Here is a 16,775-nt window from a genome sequence, read left to right on the forward strand (position 1 = left end):
CGAAAGCGTCGCGCTTTCGCGACATTCGGCACGAATGAGAGCGCTCCGCTCAGGCGATCCCGGCGTCGTCCGGGTCGAGCGGCACCGGACGGTCGTCGTCGGGGACGATGCGGTCGTCCGCATTGTAGTCTTCCACGGGTACGTCGTCGGCGTCGTGGAGCACAGGCTCGGGCTCGTAGTCGCCCTTCTGGGACTCCCGGAAGTCGTCCTGTTCCTCGTCGCGCCGGTCGCTCATGACACCGAGGGTACCGCTCGCCCCGTTCGGGGTCGAGGGGCCGTCATGTCGTGAGCGAGAACACGAACGATGGTCCCGCCTCGTCGTGCACGATGCGGGCGCCACCCGCGAGACCGGCGAAGTCCCCCGTGCCGGTGCCCGGGACGATCCAGCCGAACGCGGACGGATCGTCGGGGTGCTGGAGCGCCCCGTGGTGCACGGTGAACGAGCCGCTGCGGCCGTCGGTCAGCTCTCCGGTGATGCGTTCGACGGCGAGGTAACCGCGCCCGCCCTCCTCGGTGCCGGAGGAGACGAAATGGGCGACGGACTCGCCGACGAGCCCGTCCGTGTAGCGCTTGCGCATGACGACGGCGCCCACCCAGTCGCCCTCGAGCCCGGCGAGCGGCTCCGGCTCCCAGCCGGTGACCTCGAAGCGGGCGGTGATCGTGTGCGTGGTGTCCATGCCCCGAGCGTAGGCACGGGGAGGCGCCCGGGTCTTGTGATTTCGCGACACGGCCGAAGTGGACTAGACAGTAGGGCATGGAGCACCGGAGCCAGGTCGAGATCGAGCGCAAGTACGACGTGGGGGAGGACACCGTCCCTCCCCAGCTCGTCGGTGTCGGTGCCGTCGCGGTCGCGTCCGAGCCGGAGACCGCGGAACTCGTCGCCACCTACTACGACACCGCCGACCTGGCGCTCGCCCACCAGCGGATCGCGGTGCGCGCGCGACGCGGGGGTTCCGACGAGGGCTGGCACGTCAAGCTCGCGCCCGGCGACGAGGGGCGCGTCGAGCTGCACTGGCCCCTGGGCGACGGGGAGCGCGAGCCGCAAGCCCTGCGGGACGCCATCGCCGACGCGCTGGGAGACGCAACGCTGCTCCCGATCGCGCGCATCGTGAACACGCGGGTGACGACGGTGCTGCGGGATGCCGCCGGATTCGACCTGGCCGAGCTGTGCGACGACCACGTGCGCGGCGAGAACCTGCGCAGCGGCGGACGCGACGAGTGGCGCGAATGGGAGGTCGAGCTCCTGAGCGGTGCCCCCGATACGAAGTCCGGCCGCACCGCACTCCTCGACGGGGTGGAGGAGCGTCTGCTGGAGGCCGGAGCGCGTCCGTCGGCCAGCGGCTCCAAGCTGCAGCACGTGCTCTCGCTCTGACGCCCCGTCCCGCAGGCCCGCCCCAGGGGTGCGACCGTGGACCGCGCGGTCCACGTGCGCGTGGATACCCCACCGCCCACCCGCTGTAAAGGGCGCTTTTGTGCTGCGGGCGGGAGGTCGGGCATGATGCCTAGGGGCGTAACTGAAACGGCGAGAGACGGAGCACCATGAAGATCGGCATCCTCACCAGCGGCGGCGACTGTCCCGGGCTGAACGCGGTCATCCGCGGCGCGGTCCTGAAGGGCGACCGCGTGCACGGCTCGGAGTTCGCCGGCTTCCGCTACGGTTGGCGCGGTGTCGTCGAGGGCGACATCATGCCGCTCGACCGCCACAGCGTCCGCGGCCTCTCCCGTCAGGGCGGGACCATCCTCGGCTCCAGCCGCACGAACCCGTTCGAGGGCGAGCAGGGCGGCCCGGAGAACATCCAGCGGATGATGGACGAGAACGGCATCGACGCGATCATCGCGATCGGCGGCGAGGGCACCCTGACGGCGGCCCGTCGCCTCACCGACGCCGGCCTCAAGATCGTCGGCGTGCCGAAGACGATCGACAACGACCTCGCGGCGACGGACTACTCGTTCGGCTTCGACACGGCGGTCGAGATCGCCACCGAGGCCATCGACCGCCTCCGCACCACCGCCGAATCCCACCAGCGCTGCATGGTGGTGGAGGTCATGGGCCGCCACGTGGGCTGGATCGCCCTGCACTCCGGCATGGCCGGCGGTGCGCACGCCATCCTCATCCCGGAGCAGCCGCAGTCCATCGAGCAGGTCGTCGAGTGGGTCGAGTCGGTCCGCGACCGCGGCCGCGCGCCCGTCATCGTCGTCTCGGAGGGCTTCCACCTCGACACGATGGAGGAGGCCCACTCGCACAAGGGCCTGGACGCGTTCAACCGGCCGCGACTCGGCGGCATCGGCGAGATGCTCGCCCCGATGATCGAGGAGCGCACCGGCATCGAGTCGCGCGCCACGGTGCTGGGCCACATGCAGCGCGGCGGCGTCCCGAGCGCCTACGACCGGGTGCTCGCCACCCGGCTCGGGATGGCCGCGGTCGACGCGGTCTACGAGGGCCGCTGGGGCTCCATGGTGTCGCTGCGCGGCACGGATGTCGTCAACGTGTCGATCGCGGACGCGACCGGCGGCCTGAAGACCGTTCCCGACGCGCGCTACGAAGAGGCCGCGCTGCTCTTCGGCTGACCCGGCCCGGCTCCCGAGCGCCGCGATCCACTACTGGCTCCGAGGCGGCGGGTCTAGGCTCCGTCCTACGAGCGCATCCCGCGCACGGGGATGTCTCGACCGGAAGGAAGGGATGCCGCATGCCCAGATTCGTCCAGTTCGAGGAGTTCGGCTCCCGCGACTACCTGCAAGTGGTGGACCGGGAGCGGCCTTGGCCCGGCCCCGGGCAGCTGCTCGTGCGGGTGATGGCGGCGGGGCTCAACCCGATGGACTACAAGGCCTACCGCGACGAGCGGTCGGCCGGACGGATGGGGGTCACCCTCCCGAGCGGCATCGGCCAGGACTTCGCCGGCTTCGTCGAGGAGGTCGGCGACGGCGTGACCCGGTTCTTTCCGGGTGACGCGGTGCTGGGAACGGCGCCCTTCGCCGCGGTCGCCGATTTCGTCGTGGTCGCCGAAGACGGCCAGGTCGTGCCCAAGCCCGATGCGCTGACGTTCGAGGTGGCCGGCGCGCTCGGCGTCGTGGGGCGCACCGCGATGGCGACTACGGCCTCCTTGAACCTCGGCGAGCACGACACCGTGCTGGTCAGTGCGGCGGCGGGAGGCGTCGGAGTCCTGGCCGCGCAGCTGGCGATCCGCTGCGGCGCCACCGTCGTCGGCACGGCGGGGGAGGGGAACCACGAGTTCCTCGAGACGCTCGGCGTCATCCCGGTGTCGTACGGGGACGGGCTGGCCGACCGTGTGCGCGAGCTCCTCGACGGAGAGCGTGTCACGGCGGCGCTCGACAACCATGGCGGCGGCACCATCGAATCCGCCCTGGAGCTCGGCGTCCCGATCGAGCGCATCAACTCCATCGCGGTCTTCGGCCCGGCGGCGCACGGCGCGGCGAACGTCGGTGGAGCCGCCGCGGGAAATGCCGAGCTCTCCGAGATCGCCGATCTCCTGGCCGAGAACGAGGTCGTGCTGCCGATCGACTCGATCTTCCCGATCGAGCGGACCGGCGAGGCGTACGGCCGCCTCGAAGGCGGCCACCTGCGCGGCAAGATCGTCGTGGTCACGGATTGAGCGCCGCGATGATCGACGACGACACCGCCCGTCTGCTGCGTCAGGCGGGGCTGCGCTGGCAGCCGCAGTCCGGCGACACCTTCGCCATCGACCGGCCCGGGATGGGCGGCGAGCGCTTCACCGTCAGCGAGATGACGATCGAGCCGCACCACTTCGACACCGGCACCATCCTCGGCTTCAACGGCACCACCGAGTGGGCGCTCGACTCCCTCGCCGTGGAGGATGCGCTCTGGATCCCCCGGGAGGATCAGCTGCGGGAGCTGCTGGGCGGGTCGTTCCGTCATCTGGCGCGCACCGCGGACGGCTACCGGGTGACGATCCTCCTGTCCGGCGTCGAGCGGATGTTCGAGCACGACGACCCGGCCACGGCGTACGCGCAGGCGCTGCTCTCCCTCATCGGTGCGTCGGCGGACTGAGCGCGCCCGACCGCATCGTGTCCCGGCGGGTCAGCCGTCGGCGGGTCAGCCGTCGGGGGTCAGCCGTCGGCGCGGCGGGCGGCGCGCTCGGCGTCGCGCGCCTTCACCCGCGCGTTCTCGGCACGCACCGCGGCCTGGGTGGCGCGCTCGGCGACCAGCCACTCCGGCGGATCGGCCAGCAGCGCCTTGATCTCCGCGGTGGTGAGCGCCTCGTCGACGCCGGCACGGGCGAGGCCCGAGTTGGAGACGCCGAGCTTGCGGGCGACCTCGTCGCGCGGGTGCGGCCCGACGGCGCGCAGCGTGCGCAGCCACTCCGGAGGTTCGGCGTTCAGCGCGTCGAACTCGGTGCGGCTGATGTCGCGGTCGCGGAATTCGGCGGGCGCGGCGGGCAGGTAGATGCCGAGCTTCTTGGCGGCGGTGGCCGCCTTCATGGTCTGGGGTCGCTTCTCGGCACTCATGGGTTCCAGGGTACCGTTCGGTACCCTCGGAGGATGACCTCCCGATTCGCCCTGGCCTTCCCGCGGGGCGTCAACGTCGGCAAATGGACGCGCGAGTTCGAGCGGCGGCACCCGGAGGCCGAGCTCGTCGTCGCCCCCAGCGCCGACCCGTTGGGCGTCCTGTCCGCCGGTGACGCCGACATGGCGTTCGTCCGCGACGCAGAAGCGGACGACGATCGGCACCTCATCCCGCTGTACGCGGAGGACATCGTGCTGGTCATGCACCACGAACACCTCCTCACCCTGGAGGAGAAGCTCCACCGCGCGGACCTCGACGGGGAGCCGCGGATCGACGACGAGCCGTCGGAGGCCGCCATGCGCCGGATCGCGGAGGGGGAGGGCATCGCGCTCTGGCCGGCATCGGTCGCGAAGTCCTTGCGCCGCAAAGACGTCGTCGCGGTCCGCCTGGAGGACGGCGACGAGAGCGCCGTGGCCCTGACCTGGCCGCGCGAGGGGCAGCATCCCCTCGTCGACGAGTTCATCGGGATCGTGCGCGGACGCACCGCGCACAGCTCCCGCAACCCCGAGATCGCCGAGCAGCAGGCGGCCGCCGCCAAGCAGACGACACCGAAGCGGTCGACCGCCCGGCAACCCGGGGCGAAGCGTGCCGGCGGTTCGGCCTCGGCGCGGTCCGGTCGGGGCCGCAAGCGCCGGTAGGGCATGTCTGATCTCTCCGAACGACGTCCCGATCGATGAGGTAATGCGAGATCGTGCATTGATCGTGAACACGCGAAGTGCACAGGCACTAAGGAGGGCCGGGATATCCCCACAGGAGTGGACGATTCGGAACATGACAGGCGACCCGGATTCGGAATCGCGACTAGACGGCCAGCTTTCGAACAATAAGCTCGACGGTCGGGGGACCGACGATGTTCACTCCCGTGGTCTTCTGAGGGGCGCGAGAGGAGGAGAATAGGGATGTCAAAGCGTGTCGCGCCCGAACCTGCGCACCGGTTCCTTTTTGAGCTGCCCTACGGTCCCGAAGAGGTCGATGGCGAGTCTTGGCTCAGCGGGCGCGGCAGGATGGAGTTGCGCGTGCCACTCCAGCGCGATGGACTCGGTGTCGATGCCGTTTTATCGTTCGACTGGGTCCGCGCGTACAAGTACATGGTCGAGCCGCTCTGTCTGCCGTTTCAGAGTCAGGCGTACAACAAGCTCGTCGAGGTGGAGAACTCTATCTGGATTTCGGAACTCATCCGAGACCGGCGGGAGCGGAATGTCGCCCACCTCGACCTGTCCCACTTCCTGATCTATATCGCGGAAGAGGGCTGCTACGAGTTCGCTGCTGAGACGTGGCAATATCAGGAGCAATCTCATGGGCACTGATGGAGAGATCAGCAGGGCGATCAGTCATGCTTTACGTCACGCGCCCGAGGCGTACGGGCTTGCTGTGAGTCGCGATGGCTGGGTGTCCGTTCACGACCTCGTACGGGCTCTCGCCAACCACGGCGTTGGCGACGTGACTGAGGAACGCATCCGTCGCATTGTCGCCGAGGCACCTAAGCAGCGTCATGAGATTCGGGATGATCAGATTCGTGCGCGCTACGGGCACTCGGTCGTTATCGCGTCAGAGCTTGCTGGGGATGAACCTCCGAATCTCCTGTTTCACGGCACTCAGCGGCGAAATCTGGCCGCGATTCGCGCGGAGGGCTTGCGACCGATGCAGAGGCAGTATGTTCACCTATCTCCGGAGAAGGAGACGGCATCACGTGTGGCCAGGAGGCACGGCGCCGATGTCGTAGTTCTGACCGTGAAGGCGGCGAGCGCATTTCGATCCGGAGTTCGGTTTGATCATCGTGAGAACCAAGTGTGGATCTGCGAAGCCATTCCGCCGGAGTTTATCGATCTGTGAGCAACAGTGGGAGCCTGAGCCTGCAAATCGCCAAGGATGCGGCGCCCTCGCGGACGAAGCAACTCGCTAGCGTGACGTGGGAGTTCGGTCGAAGCGATGCGACTGGCAAGAACGGGCCGACTGCTAGTTTCCAGCGGGCCTTGAACGCGGCGGGAATCAACTGGAGAGTGGGTCATTGATCAACTGGGGAGACTACTCGCTGTACGAGCCGCCGGTGCTGGGACCGCCAGAGAACATGTCGCGGCGAGATGCTCGGGTCGCGTACGCGGATGTGATGGAGAAGAAGCCTGAGAGGCTCAACTACTTGAAGGCGTTTGCGGCACGCAACGGTGTGGTGCTCGACGGCCATCGAGAGTCGACTGACACGTGGGGGCGGTGGTTCTATGAACATGTGGAAGAGGATCCCGTGCGGCCGGGACGTCTCCTGGGGGACTGGTATTCCTTGGTCTTTGACACGGGGTTGTTTGTCGGAGACCTGATAATCGCGAAGAATCCGGCCCGGTTCTGGAAGATGCAGGAGGGAGGGAAGCAGCACATCTCCTACCAGAAGCCGGTCATCGCAGGCTTTGATGATCCTCGGTATAGCGTCGACCCTGACCGTTTCATCGCGGGGCTTGGCTATGCCGGAATCAAGCGTAAGCCGTTGGACGACTCGCCGATCTGGGAGTACGTCGCCATTGCAGCAGGTGAGGGGTGATCCTCTGCGGATGCTGGTCGGCCCTGGCAGAACAATCAACGATGCCGACGAATCCATGGGAGCGGGAAACGCGAGCCGAAACAAGCTCGCCCCTCCCGCTCGCAGCAGACGACGGTCGAGTCATCTGCGTGGTACATGCCCGTCGACAGATACCCCTGCGCCGCTCCAAATCCAGGGTTGCGAGAGACTGGCAGAAGTCGAGGACTCGCGGTGGGTCTCAGATCTGATCCGAGATCGGGCGACGAAAAGGTCCCGCATCCGAACCCGACGCACTATCTGATCACATCGCAGACGAAGGCTGCTATGAGTTCGCCACCGAATCGTGGAAGTACGGGGAGCAAGCGCATGACCGATGACGCAGAGAACCGCAGCGTCTGTATCCTGAGACGCCGGAACGGCTGTCGAGAGCTACGGCGCTACCCCGACGCTGAGGGAGTGCGGCACGTGCGCAAACCGGCGAACCCGCCAGCGGCGCGGATCGCGAGGAGGGTGACGGGCCGTTGACGCATTCCCAGAATCGGCTGCGGGCGCTCTTCGAATGGGGCGGATGGGAGATTCATACGCCGGGAGGGGCCGTCCTCTTCATCATCGCGGACGGCGTTGATCTTGAGGCAGATCCACGCGTGTTCCGAAGCGTGAGGAGGTCTCCGGAGAGACTCGAGGAGTTCTGGGTCGCGAGTATCGCGGCCAGGGATGCCGCAAGACTGTTCTCGACCGAGGAACGCGGCCCGTACGAGCGGCCGCCATCCACGTCGGAGCCGTGGATTGTCAGGGATCCGATTCCGAGGTGGCGGGTGCAGCTCACGGACGGCACCAGCCTCGAAATCGCGGCCGACACCTACCGGACGATTGGCGAATGGTGCGAGTTCACTTTTGGCGTGGACGATGGCAGCCGTGGCTGGGATGAGCCTGTGCTGTTCGTGCGCTCGAAATGGTTCTCGTCGGCGACGGTCCTGACAACGTGACGTTGGAGGTCGATGTGTCGGCAGAGTTTGGGGTGCGAGTCGTGCACGTTCGACGTCCTGACCGACACGCCGGACAGGCGAGAGGAGGTGAGAGTCGCGAACATGTCAGCTACTGACGTTTCCAAGGCGTCTTCCACGTCCAAGGGGCCGCATGCGCGCGTGAATGAGTGGATCAGTCGGTGATCCTCAGCGACCCGATCCCGACGTGGAACGTTTAGTTTCGCGATCGTGTCGAGGTCGGGGTCTCGGCGGACGGACTCCGTCGGATCAACGCCTGGACCCAAGCACCGTCCAACACACGGTAGAGCAGAATGGCGGCATGGCAGCCAGTGCGGGCCGCGACGCCCAGTCCGAGATCTATCGCGCCGGAGTGAGCGGCGCGCGCCCGCGCATCCCGGTCGGTGCGCACGCCCTGGAACGCGCGGCGCAGCGGAGGATGTCGCGCGCGGCGTTCGCGTACGTCGCCGGTTCCGCGGGCGCCGAGCGCACCGCGCGGGCCAACCTCGATGCCTTCCGGGCGCGGCGGATCGTTCCGCGCGTGCTGCGCGACGTGGCCGAGCGCGACCTCGGCGTCGACCTGTTCGGCGTGCGCCACCCCACCCCGCTGCTGCTGGCCCCGATCGGCGTGCTGGAGCTGGCCCGGCGCGGTGGCGACGCGCTCGCGGCACGGGCGGCGGCCTCCCTCGGCATCCCCGCCGTGCTCTCCACCCAGGCCTCGACGCCGATGGAGGGGGTGGCCGCGGCGATGGACGCGGTGCGCCCCGGCGCGTCCCGCTGGTTCCAGCTGTACTGGAGCTCCTCCCGCGACCTCGTCGCCAGCCTGGTGGAGCGGGCCCAGCGTAGCGGGTGCGAGGCCATCGTGGTCACCCTCGACACCCACGTGCTCGGCTGGCGCCCGCGCGACCTCGACCTCGGCTACCTCCCGTTCAGCCGGGGCCTCGGCATCGCGCAGTACACCAGCGATCCCGTGTTCCGGCGTCTCGTCGCGGAACGGGTCGCCTGCGGACCCGCGCGCGCTCGCACCCGGGTGACCTCGGCCGCCGTCGCCTCCTTCGCGAGCATCCTGCGCCACCACCCCGGCGGGATGCGCCGCAACCTCCGCTCGCCCGAGCCGCTCGCCGCAGTCGAGACCTTCCTCGACGTGTTCGCCGACCCGTCGCTGACCTGGGACGACCTGGCCTTCCTGCGCGAGCGCACCCGCCTCCCGATCGTGCTCAAGGGCGTGCTGCACCCCGACGACGCCCGCAGGGTGGTGGACGCGGGCGTCGACGCCGTGCAGGTCTCGAACCACGGCGGCCGCCAGCTCGACGGGGAGGTCGCCGCGCTCGACGCCCTGCCCATGGTGGTGGAGGCGGTCGACGGGAGGCTCCCCGTCCTCTTCGACAGCGGCGTACGCGGCGGAGCCGACGCGGTCATCGCCCTCGCTCTCGGAGCCCGCGCCGTCGCGATCGGCCGCCCGTACGTCTATGCGCTGGCGCTGGCGGGGGAGGAGGGCGTCCGGGAGCTGCTGCGCAACGTGGTGGCCGAGCTGGACATCACGATGGGGCTGGCGGGAGTGCGCTCGGTGGGGGAATTGGATGCGGGGGTGCTGACGGGTCGATGATCGACGCCTTCGGGCCCGATCGTTCTGGTGGACGAGCAGGCCCGAAGGCGGGAAGGCGGCTATCCGCGACTGGCTCCGGAACCGGAGATCGTGCCGTTCGAATAGACGGTCGCCGTCATTCCCCAGCTTGTCGTCAGATACCCGGGCTGACCGACGTTCCAGGTGCAGTTCATCGACCGACTGCTCGTTCCGCCCCACTCGCTCTTGGCGACGTTGGAGATGGACCACGGCCAGACAACGTAGTTGGTGAAGCAGGCGTGCGAGCCGCGATATCCCGCGTAGCTCTCACTGACCCAGACACGCGAACCGTTGTAGTAGAACGTGCCGTTCTGAGTCTGTGTGTACGCCGCCCCCGTGACGAACTGGCTCCAATGGTTGGATGAGACGCCGGCGTACGCTGCTGCGGCGGTCAGTTCGGCTTTGGCGAGGAGGCTGAGGCCGGAATCATGCGCGATATCCTCCGCGGTCACGATGACCGGTTCGCCGAGGGAGAGGACGGTCGAATTACCGTCCGGACCCTCGAATGATCGCGACTCGCCGGGGGTCACGAATTCGTCGGATGCAGCCTGTGTCCAGGCATTGGCCGGAATGCCAGAGCCGAGCGCGAGTGCGGTCCCGGCGAGGACCGCGGATCCGGTGGCCGCGATGCGACGGTAGGTGGGAAAATGCATGACCTATCTCCTTTGATCGTCAAGCGAGCGAAGTATTCGACGAGGTGTCGATACCCTTCGACCATCCCATCTGAAGTATTAACTTCGCAACACACAGTATCTACTGCTATCGTGTAGACATCACTCGTCGAAGGAGCCGAGATGGAAATCGTGGGTCTGATCTTCGCCGGTCTCGCCGGTGCGTTCTACCTCGCTGCCCTTGCCTATGCGGTGATGCGGATCGCCAAGACGGAGCAACTCAGCCCCATGGAACGGATCATCTGGATCGCTGCGGTCATCGCGTTCCCACTCGCCGGACCGATCGTCTGGTTTCTGCTCGGGCCTCGTCCGCTGGGCGTGGGCGTACCCCACAACCGCTGAGATCCCGTCGTCGCCGGATCGGCGTCACGCCCCCGGGGTCTCGCCCGCCTTCTGCGCCGCCCGCGCCAGCACCTGCGGCCCGGTGACCAGCGCTCGCTTCCACGGGGCGACGCCGTCGATCTCGACTTGCAGCGAGAAGCTCAGGATGGTGCGGATGAGCACGATGATGCCGAGCACGATCGCATCGGTGAGGGTCGGGCTGGAGGTCACGGTCTTCACGAGGTCGGCGGCGACCAGGATCTCGAGGCCGAGGAGGATGACGCCGCCGAACGTCTCGCGCAGGGTGCGGAACCCGACGGTACCGCTCCGGCTGCGCCGCCAGGCGACGAGGGAGATCGCCACCGCCACCACGAAGCCCAGTGCCATCGCCACGACGCCGACGAACTCGAAGGCGACGCCGATGGCCTCGAAGAACGCGTGTCCGTCCATGCGGTCATGGTCCCACAGCACGGGGCCGATCAGGAGACGTGGACGGCCGGTCGGCGTTTCACGTCCTTCTCGGCCTCCCGGAGCACCTCCCTGGTCACCGGGGCGACCTCGCCGACACCGGTGATGAGGAAGCGGAACATGTTCGAGATCGGGTTGCCCTCCGTCCACTCGAAGTAGATCGTCGGGACGACGCCGGTGATGTCGCGGATCTCGAGCAGGACGGCGGCGATGGTGTTCGGGACGTTGCCGCTCCTGACCTGGAGAACGCGGTAGCCGTGCTTGATGACCCCGTGGACGACGAGGTCCTCCTCGAAGTCGGAGGAGTCGGAGCGGAGCACCTCGAGGAAGATGGTCCGCGCGCGCTGCGGGATGTGGCTGAACTTGCGCTCGTCCTTGTTCTTCTCGGCGTACTCCTTCGTGGTGTCGACGTCGGGCTCGTGCGAGATGATGCGGATCTCGCCCTCCTCGGCATCCTCCAGCACGAAGTCGAGGGCGGAGACGTCGAGCGTCACCGAGGTGGCGCGCAGTTCGAAGGAGCGCCCGATGCGGGAGACGATCGAGACGACCAGGATGCCCAGGATGAACAGCAGGGCGATGCGGATGCCGTCGGGGCGCTCGATCACATTGACGACGGTCGTGTAGATGAAGATCGCGGTGATGATGCCGAACAGCACGAACCGGCGCGGCTGCTTCTTGCGTCGGGCGGAGAGGGCCACCGCCAGAGAGGCCGAGGTGATGAGCACGAGCACGCCCGTCGCGTAGGCGCCGCCCTGGGCGTCCACGCTCGCCTGGAAGACGAGCGTGATGAGGAACGCGATCGCGGTGAAGACCAGGACGAGGGGCCGCACGGCGCGGGCCCACTGCGGCGCCATCCCGTACCGGGGCAGGTAGCGCGGCACGAGGTTGAGCAGGCCGGCCATGGCGGAGGCGCCGGCGAACCAGAGGATGAGGATGGTGCTGATGTCGTAGACCGTGCCGAACACGTTGCCCAGGTACTCGTGCGCGAGGTAGGCGAGCGCGCGGCCGTTCGCGGAGCCGCCGGGCTGGAACTCCTTCTGCGGGATGAGCAGCGTGGTGGTGAAGCTCGACGTGATCAGGAACGCGCTCATGATGAGGGCGGCGGTGGTCAGGAGCCGGTGGGCTCCGCGGATGCGGCCGGCCGGGTGGCTGGGGTCGTCGTCCGGGCGGCCCGTGATCTGCGGCATGACCGCGACGCCGGTCTCGAAGCCGGAGAGGCCCAGCGCGAGCTTCGGGAAGACCAGCAGCGCCACTCCGACGATGATGAGCGGGTTGCCGTTCTGCCGGAACAGCATGCCCCACCAGTCGTCGATCGCGGTCGGGTGCTGGAACACCTCGACGATGGAGGTGCCGACCACGATGACGTTCAGGGCGAGATAGACGGCGACGAGGATGACTGCGATGCCGATGGCCTCCCGGAATCCGCGGAGGAAGACGGCTCCCAGCAGCGCGAGCAGCACCAGGGTGATGATCACGTTCTGCCCGTGGAACCAGTCGGGCGCGAACGGGTTCTCGATGGCGTGCGCGGAGGCGTCGGCCGCGGACAGCGTGATGGTGATCATGAAGTCGGTCGCGGCGAAGCCGAGCAGGACGAGGACGAACAGCTTGCCGGCCCACCAGGGCAGCAGCCGCTCCAGCATCGCGATCGACCCCGAGCCGCGGAAGCTCTCGCGCGCGACCCGGCGGTAGACCGGGAGTGCTCCGAGGAGCGTCAGCGCGACGAGCACGAGGGTCGCGAACGGCGAGATCAGCCCGGCCGCGAGGGCGGCGATGGCGGGCTGGTAGCCGAGTGTCGAGAAGTAGTCGACGCCGGTGAGGCACATGACCTGCCACCAGGAGTGCGTGCGCTCGGGGTTGCGCCCGTGCGGACCCTGCTGGGTGCCGCGCTCGTCGATGAGGCCCGACAGCAGCCAATGGCGGAACCGGCCCGCCTTCTGCGGGGCGTTCCCGCCCGGCCGCGCCTGGCCGGGCAGCGGGACGGGCGCCGGCGCGCCGTCCTCCGGTGTGGTCGACATCGTCGCTCCTCGTGGTGGGCCTACGGGCTCAGCGTAGTTCGCTCACCACGCCGACGCGCGGTAGTCCTTGAGAAACACACCGTAGACATCTTCGCCGGCTTCGCCGCGGACGATCGGGTCGTACACGCGCGCGGCGCCGTCGACCAGGTCGAGCGGGGCGTGGAAACCCTCCTCGGCGAGCCGCACCTTCGTGTAGTGCGGGCGCTCGTCGGTGATCCAGCCCGTGTCGACACTGGTCATCAGGATGTTGTCGGTCTCGAACATCTCGCCGGCGCTCGTGCGCGTGAGCATGTTCAGAGCGGCCTTCGCCATATTGGTGTGCGGATGACCGGGACCCTTGTAGCGGCGGCCGAACACGCCCTCCATCGCGGAGACGTTGACGACGTAGGCGCGGCCCGCCTCGACGGCGGCCATGGACGGGCGCAGCCGGTCGATCAGGATGAACGGCGCGGTCGTGTTGCAGAGCTGGACCTCCAGAAGCTCCAGCGGGTCGACGTCGCCGATCGCCTGCGTCCAGCTGTTGACGCGCTTGACGTCGGGCACGAGGCCGCCGGCGTCGATCGCGGTGCCGTCGGCGTGCTTGGCGAGCGACGACGAGCCCGGCGCCATCGCGAGCGCCGCGAGATCGTCCGCCGTGAGCGCGCCCGGGCCGGCGAGCTGCGCGACCGTGCCGGCGATCGTGGCGCTCGACAGCAGCGGATGGGCGGCCACCGACGCCTCCAGCGCCTGCGGGTGCGGGTCCGCCGTGTGGCCGAAGGTCTCCATCTCGGGCAGGGGCCCGTCAGGCAGCGGCTGCGACTCGGCCTCGGCCAGCAGCGAGTAGGAGCCGGGGGAGCGGCGCACCGTCTGCGCCGCGTTGTTGATGAGGATGTCGAGGGGGCCCTGGGCGGCGACCGAGTCAGCCAGCGCGATCACCTGCGACGGGTCCCGCAGGTCGATCCCGACGACGCGGAGGCGGTGCAGCCACTCGGCGGAGTCGGGCAGCTGCGAGAAGCGGCGCACCGCATCGCGGGGGAACCGTGTCGTGATGGTCAGGTGCGCACCGTCGCGCAGCAGGCGCAGGGCGATGTGCATGCCGATCTTCGCGCGGCCGCCGGTCAGGAGGGCGCGCTTGCCCCGCAGGTCGGTGCGGGCGTTGCGCTTGGTATGGCTGAACGCGGCGCAGGAGGGGCAGAGCTGGTGGTAGAACCAGTCCACCTCGGTGTAGTCCTGCTTGCAGATGTAGCAGGCGCGCGGCTTGAGCAGCGTCCCGGCCGAGGTGGTGCCGGTGGAGCTCGACGTCAGCTCGCGCCCGCGTGTCTCGTCGTCGATGCGATCCGGCGCTCCGGTGGCGGTCGCGGCGACCACCGCGCGGTCGGCCTCGGCGACCGCATCCCGCAGCTCCCGCCGACGCGCCTGCTTGACGGCCTTGAACATGTGACCGGTCGCCTGGCGCACGGCGATGAAGTCGGGGTGCTCCCGGTCGAACGCGTGAAGGCTCCCGAGCACGCGGAGGGTGATCGCCAGCTCGGCCGGGTCGATGCCGGCGGGGGAGTCGGAGGAAGGGGTCGTGGATGGCACCGGAGAATTCTACGGTGCCCTGCTGGACGGGCACTGCCTGCGCTGGCGCCCGGATGCTATGGTGCCGAAAAGGGGGTGCACCGTGAGCATGCTGATGGAGGAGCTGGAGCGGGCGCGTCGCCGCCGTACACGGGTCGCGCTCCTGGTCGCCGGGGCGATCGTCAGCGGTGTGAGCGCCTGGCTGGCGGGGCCGTACGGTGTCGTCCTCCTCACGGTCGGCGACCCGGTCGGGTGGGCGCTCGTCGCCGTCGGCGTCGTGCTGGTCGCCGCGTGCGTCGTCGCGATCGTTGCCGCGGCGCGGGCTCGGGTGGTGCCCGCGAGCCTGCCGGGCAAAGCCAACCCGTCGTTCGACGAACCGGTGCCGTCGATGAAGTCGGATGGCGGCTACTCGATGTCGGGGTCGTACCTGGGGTCGTAGGAGCGGCACCGACGGTGGTCGCGGGCGTCCCGGTCAGATCGGCACTCGGAGCCACGCGAGGCCCCGGAGGTCGAGGCACACGGAGTCCTCCAGCTCGGTCGCCTGCGCGAGCACCTCGCCGCAGACCGCGCACCGCAGCACCATCCCCGTGCCGTGCAGATAGAGCCGGCCGGCGGCGACGACGTTCTCGTCGCCGCAGTGCGCGCAGCGGCCGCGGGCCGCTGTGACGTCGACGGCGAAGAGTTCGGAGAGGAGGCCCGCGGCGGCATTGCCGTCGAGGTAGCCGGGCTCGGCCGGATCGTCCTGGTCGGTCATGATGCACCTCCGATGCCGCCGTAGCGCTCGGTCCGGATGCGCTCGGGCGCGTGTCCGGCGTCCACCAGCCACCCCGAGACGGCCTCGACGAACGGTGTCGCCCCGCACACGTAGAAGGTGGGTGATTCGACCGCGGGAACGACGGCCGCGGCCAGCGCTTCGGCCGTCAGACGCCCGGGCGGTGTCGCCGCTCCGGCCGGCGCAGCGCGGGTGTAGACGTAGTCGACAGTGAGCGGTGCTGCCGCGTCGTGGCCGAGCCGTCCGAGCTCGTCACGATAGAAGCCGGACTCGGGCGTGCGGATCGAGTAGAGCAGGCGGAACGGCGCCGTGCTTGCGGCGGCGGCGTGCGCCCGTGCCATCGACATGAGCGGCACGACGCCGGAGCCGCCGGCGATGAGCTGCACCGGGCCGGTATCGGTGGCGCGCCAGACGAACCATCCCCCGACCGGGCCGCGCACCTCCAGCTGCTCTCCGACCATCAGCCCGCGCACGAGGTAGGGGGAGACCTCCCCGTCGGGGAGCTCCTCCACGGTGAGCTCGAGCTCGTCCTCCGCGACGCCGTTCGCGCCGGTCGCCGACGCGATCGAGTAGGAGCGGACGGCCTGGTAGCCGTCGGGGGCCGTCAGCCGCACATCGACGTGCTGTCCGGCGAGATGTCCGTGGAGGCCGGGGATGCGCAGGCGGATGGTGCGGGCCGAGGGCGTCTCGGGCCGCGCATCGACGACGTCGGCCACGCGCCAGACGGTGCTCACCAGTAGCGCTGCTCTTTCCACGGGTCGCCGTACATGTTGTACCCGTTCTGCTCCCAGAATCCCGGCTGGTCCTGCGGCAGCATCTGCAGTCCGCTGACCCACTTGGCGCTCTTCCAGAAGTAGAGGTGGGGCACGAGCAGACGCGCGGGACCCCCGTGCTCGGGAGCGAGGTCCTCCCCGTCGAAGCTGTGCGCGATCCACGCTTTGCTGTCGAGCAGGTCGGCGAGGGGGACGTTCGTGGTGTATCCGCCGTAGGAGTGCGCCATCGTGTACTCGAAGGCGGTGTCCACCTCCGCGAAGAGGGTGTCGAGGGCGACGCCCCGCCATGACGTCCCCAGCTTCGACCAGCTGGTGACGCAGTGGATGTCGGTGCTGACGTCCTCCTGCGGGAGGGCTTGGAACTCGGCCCAGCTCCAGCGGCGGACGTCGCCGGTCTCGGTGGTGATCGTGAACGCCCAGTCCTCTTTCGAGATGCGTGGCGTCGGGCCGGCCGACAGCACCGGGAATCCGTCCGTGGCGTACTGGCCGGGCGGAACGCGCGGGTCGTCGTTTCTGCGACGCCCCAGGAATCCGGAGGAGACGATACCCATGCGCGA

General features: G+C 69.0%; 22 protein-coding genes. 12 read left to right on the forward strand and 10 right to left on the reverse strand.

Translation table 11 applies throughout. From position 1 onward, the window contains the following. Positions 1-49: 49 nt before the first annotated feature. Both IT072_RS07735 and IT072_RS07740 read right to left on the reverse strand, forming a co-directional pair. On the reverse strand, positions 50-235 hold the full coding sequence (locus tag IT072_RS07735) for a hypothetical protein (protein WP_223360367.1): 186 nt from the start codon (positions 233-235) through the stop codon (positions 50-52). 43 nt (positions 236-278) lie between these two features. Beyond that, positions 279-677, reverse strand: coding sequence for a DUF3224 domain-containing protein (locus tag IT072_RS07740; protein WP_223360368.1), 399 nt, complete (start codon positions 675-677; stop codon positions 279-281). A gap of 77 nt (positions 678-754) precedes the next feature. Between IT072_RS07740 and IT072_RS07745 the strand changes: the two genes are divergently transcribed. The 4 genes from IT072_RS07745 (at position 755) to IT072_RS07760 (ending at position 4,027) form a co-directional block, all read left to right on the forward strand. Further along, complete coding sequence (locus tag IT072_RS07745; protein WP_223360369.1) at positions 755-1,372, forward strand: CYTH domain-containing protein; 618 nt, start codon at positions 755-757, stop codon at positions 1,370-1,372. 167 nt (positions 1,373-1,539) lie between these two features. Continuing rightward, complete coding sequence (locus tag IT072_RS07750; RefSeq protein WP_223360370.1) at positions 1,540-2,568, forward strand: 6-phosphofructokinase; 1,029 nt, start codon at positions 1,540-1,542, stop codon at positions 2,566-2,568. Between the two features lie 119 nt (positions 2,569-2,687). Next, on the forward strand, positions 2,688-3,611 hold the full coding sequence (locus IT072_RS07755) for an NADP-dependent oxidoreductase (RefSeq protein ID WP_223360371.1): 924 nt from the start codon (positions 2,688-2,690) through the stop codon (positions 3,609-3,611). 8 nt (positions 3,612-3,619) lie between these two features. Next, positions 3,620-4,027 (forward strand): hypothetical protein, encoded by a 408-nt coding sequence (locus tag IT072_RS07760; RefSeq protein ID WP_223360372.1) that lies wholly within the window; start codon positions 3,620-3,622, stop codon positions 4,025-4,027. A 59-nt stretch (positions 4,028-4,086) separates the two neighbouring features. Here IT072_RS07760 and IT072_RS07765 read toward each other — a convergent pair whose 3' ends face one another. After that, positions 4,087-4,485, reverse strand: a complete 399-nt coding sequence (locus tag IT072_RS07765; protein WP_223360373.1) for a DUF5997 family protein — start codon at positions 4,483-4,485, stop codon at positions 4,087-4,089. 33 nt (positions 4,486-4,518) lie between these two features. Here IT072_RS07765 and IT072_RS07770 point away from each other — a divergent pair, with 33 nt between their 5' ends. The 6 genes from IT072_RS07770 to IT072_RS07795 all read left to right on the forward strand — a co-directional run bounded on the left by IT072_RS07770 (position 4,519) and on the right by IT072_RS07795 (position 9,641). Beyond that, on the forward strand, positions 4,519-5,181 hold the full coding sequence (locus IT072_RS07770; RefSeq protein WP_223360374.1) for a LysR substrate-binding domain-containing protein: 663 nt from the start codon (positions 4,519-4,521) through the stop codon (positions 5,179-5,181). Positions 5,182-5,442: 261 nt separating this feature from the next. Continuing rightward, positions 5,443-5,850, forward strand: coding sequence for a hypothetical protein (locus tag IT072_RS07775; protein ID WP_223360375.1), 408 nt, complete (start codon positions 5,443-5,445; stop codon positions 5,848-5,850). Then, positions 5,840-6,376, forward strand: a complete 537-nt coding sequence (locus IT072_RS07780) for an RNA 2'-phosphotransferase (protein ID WP_223360376.1) — start codon at positions 5,840-5,842, stop codon at positions 6,374-6,376. The genes IT072_RS07775 and IT072_RS07780 overlap by 11 nt, the downstream gene beginning before the upstream one ends. Positions 6,377-6,551: 175 nt before the next feature. Beyond that, positions 6,552-7,073, forward strand: coding sequence for a hypothetical protein (locus tag IT072_RS07785; RefSeq protein WP_223360377.1), 522 nt, complete (start codon positions 6,552-6,554; stop codon positions 7,071-7,073). A 500-nt stretch (positions 7,074-7,573) separates the two neighbouring features. Next, positions 7,574-8,038, forward strand: coding sequence for a hypothetical protein (locus tag IT072_RS07790; protein WP_223360378.1), 465 nt, complete (start codon positions 7,574-7,576; stop codon positions 8,036-8,038). A 319-nt stretch (positions 8,039-8,357) separates the two neighbouring features. Next, the gene (locus tag IT072_RS07795; RefSeq protein ID WP_223360379.1) at positions 8,358-9,641 is read left to right on the forward strand and encodes an alpha-hydroxy-acid oxidizing protein; all 1,284 of its coding nucleotides are present in this window, start codon (positions 8,358-8,360) and stop codon (positions 9,639-9,641) included. A gap of 59 nt (positions 9,642-9,700) precedes the next feature. Here IT072_RS07795 and IT072_RS07800 read toward each other — a convergent pair whose 3' ends face one another. Then, positions 9,701-10,312, reverse strand: coding sequence for a hypothetical protein (locus IT072_RS07800; protein ID WP_223360380.1), 612 nt, complete (start codon positions 10,310-10,312; stop codon positions 9,701-9,703). Positions 10,313-10,453: 141 nt separating this feature from the next. On the opposite strand from IT072_RS07800, the gene IT072_RS07805 reads away from it, so the two are divergent. After that, positions 10,454-10,672 carry a PLDc N-terminal domain-containing protein gene (locus IT072_RS07805; RefSeq protein ID WP_223360381.1) on the forward strand — a complete coding sequence of 73 codons (219 nt, stop codon included), beginning with the start codon at positions 10,454-10,456 and terminating at the stop codon, positions 10,670-10,672. A 24-nt stretch (positions 10,673-10,696) separates the two neighbouring features. On the opposite strand, the gene IT072_RS07810 is transcribed toward IT072_RS07805, so the two are convergent. From IT072_RS07810 to IT072_RS07820, 3 genes are read right to left on the reverse strand one after another with little or no spacing between them, the layout of a single operon-like run. Continuing rightward, positions 10,697-11,101 carry a DUF1622 domain-containing protein gene (locus IT072_RS07810; protein WP_223360382.1) on the reverse strand — a complete coding sequence of 135 codons (405 nt, stop codon included), beginning with the start codon at positions 11,099-11,101 and terminating at the stop codon, positions 10,697-10,699. 29 nt (positions 11,102-11,130) lie between these two features. Then, positions 11,131-13,134 (reverse strand): amino acid transporter, encoded by a 2,004-nt coding sequence (locus IT072_RS07815; protein WP_223360383.1) that lies wholly within the window; start codon positions 13,132-13,134, stop codon positions 11,131-11,133. 42 nt (positions 13,135-13,176) lie between these two features. Next, on the reverse strand, positions 13,177-14,694 hold the full coding sequence (locus tag IT072_RS07820; protein ID WP_223360384.1) for an SDR family NAD(P)-dependent oxidoreductase: 1,518 nt from the start codon (positions 14,692-14,694) through the stop codon (positions 13,177-13,179). An 82-nt stretch (positions 14,695-14,776) separates the two neighbouring features. Here IT072_RS07820 and IT072_RS07825 point away from each other — a divergent pair, with 82 nt between their 5' ends. Further along, on the forward strand, positions 14,777-15,112 hold the full coding sequence (locus IT072_RS07825; RefSeq protein WP_223360385.1) for a hypothetical protein: 336 nt from the start codon (positions 14,777-14,779) through the stop codon (positions 15,110-15,112). Positions 15,113-15,145: 33 nt separating this feature from the next. Here IT072_RS07825 and IT072_RS07830 read toward each other — a convergent pair whose 3' ends face one another. From IT072_RS07830 to IT072_RS07840, 3 genes are read right to left on the reverse strand one after another with little or no spacing between them, the layout of a single operon-like run. Next, positions 15,146-15,427, reverse strand: a complete 282-nt coding sequence (locus IT072_RS07830) for a DUF6510 family protein (protein WP_223360386.1) — start codon at positions 15,425-15,427, stop codon at positions 15,146-15,148. After that, positions 15,424-16,179 (reverse strand): FAD-binding oxidoreductase, encoded by a 756-nt coding sequence (locus IT072_RS07835; protein WP_223360387.1) that lies wholly within the window; start codon positions 16,177-16,179, stop codon positions 15,424-15,426. Before IT072_RS07835 ends, IT072_RS07830 begins: the two co-directional genes overlap by 4 nt. Then, positions 16,176-16,769 (reverse strand): sulfite oxidase-like oxidoreductase, encoded by a 594-nt coding sequence (locus tag IT072_RS07840; RefSeq protein WP_223360388.1) that lies wholly within the window; start codon positions 16,767-16,769, stop codon positions 16,176-16,178. Before IT072_RS07840 ends, IT072_RS07835 begins: the two co-directional genes overlap by 4 nt. Positions 16,770-16,775: the final 6 nt, after the last annotated feature.

Source organism: Leifsonia sp. ZF2019 (assembly GCF_019924635.1).
Lineage (GTDB): Bacteria > Actinomycetota > Actinomycetes > Actinomycetales > Microbacteriaceae > Leifsonia.

Coding starts and splice junctions, on each gene's coding strand:
- IT072_RS07770 (WP_223360374.1), top strand. CDS start 4,519: ATGACCTCCCGATTCGCCCTGGCCTTCCCGCGGGGCGTCAACGTCGGC.
- IT072_RS07830 (WP_223360386.1), bottom strand. CDS start 15,427: ATGACCGACCAGGACGATCCGGCCGAGCCCGGCTACCTCGACGGCAAT.
- IT072_RS07760 (WP_223360372.1), top strand. CDS start 3,620: ATGATCGACGACGACACCGCCCGTCTGCTGCGTCAGGCGGGGCTGCGC.
- IT072_RS07765 (WP_223360373.1), bottom strand. CDS start 4,485: ATGAGTGCCGAGAAGCGACCCCAGACCATGAAGGCGGCCACCGCCGCC.
- IT072_RS07795 (WP_223360379.1), top strand. CDS start 8,358: ATGGCAGCCAGTGCGGGCCGCGACGCCCAGTCCGAGATCTATCGCGCC.
- IT072_RS07800 (WP_223360380.1), bottom strand. CDS start 10,312: ATGCATTTTCCCACCTACCGTCGCATCGCGGCCACCGGATCCGCGGTC.
- IT072_RS07780 (WP_223360376.1), top strand. CDS start 5,840: ATGGGCACTGATGGAGAGATCAGCAGGGCGATCAGTCATGCTTTACGT.
- IT072_RS07805 (WP_223360381.1), top strand. CDS start 10,454: ATGGAAATCGTGGGTCTGATCTTCGCCGGTCTCGCCGGTGCGTTCTAC.
- IT072_RS07775 (WP_223360375.1), top strand. CDS start 5,443: ATGTCAAAGCGTGTCGCGCCCGAACCTGCGCACCGGTTCCTTTTTGAG.
- IT072_RS07735 (WP_223360367.1), bottom strand. CDS start 235: ATGAGCGACCGGCGCGACGAGGAACAGGACGACTTCCGGGAGTCCCAG.
- IT072_RS07840 (WP_223360388.1), bottom strand. CDS start 16,769: ATGGGTATCGTCTCCTCCGGATTCCTGGGGCGTCGCAGAAACGACGAC.
- IT072_RS07745 (WP_223360369.1), top strand. CDS start 755: ATGGAGCACCGGAGCCAGGTCGAGATCGAGCGCAAGTACGACGTGGGG.
- IT072_RS07740 (WP_223360368.1), bottom strand. CDS start 677: ATGGACACCACGCACACGATCACCGCCCGCTTCGAGGTCACCGGCTGG.
- IT072_RS07755 (WP_223360371.1), top strand. CDS start 2,688: ATGCCCAGATTCGTCCAGTTCGAGGAGTTCGGCTCCCGCGACTACCTG.
- IT072_RS07815 (WP_223360383.1), bottom strand. CDS start 13,134: ATGTCGACCACACCGGAGGACGGCGCGCCGGCGCCCGTCCCGCTGCCC.
- IT072_RS07750 (WP_223360370.1), top strand. CDS start 1,540: ATGAAGATCGGCATCCTCACCAGCGGCGGCGACTGTCCCGGGCTGAAC.
- IT072_RS07810 (WP_223360382.1), bottom strand. CDS start 11,101: ATGGACGGACACGCGTTCTTCGAGGCCATCGGCGTCGCCTTCGAGTTC.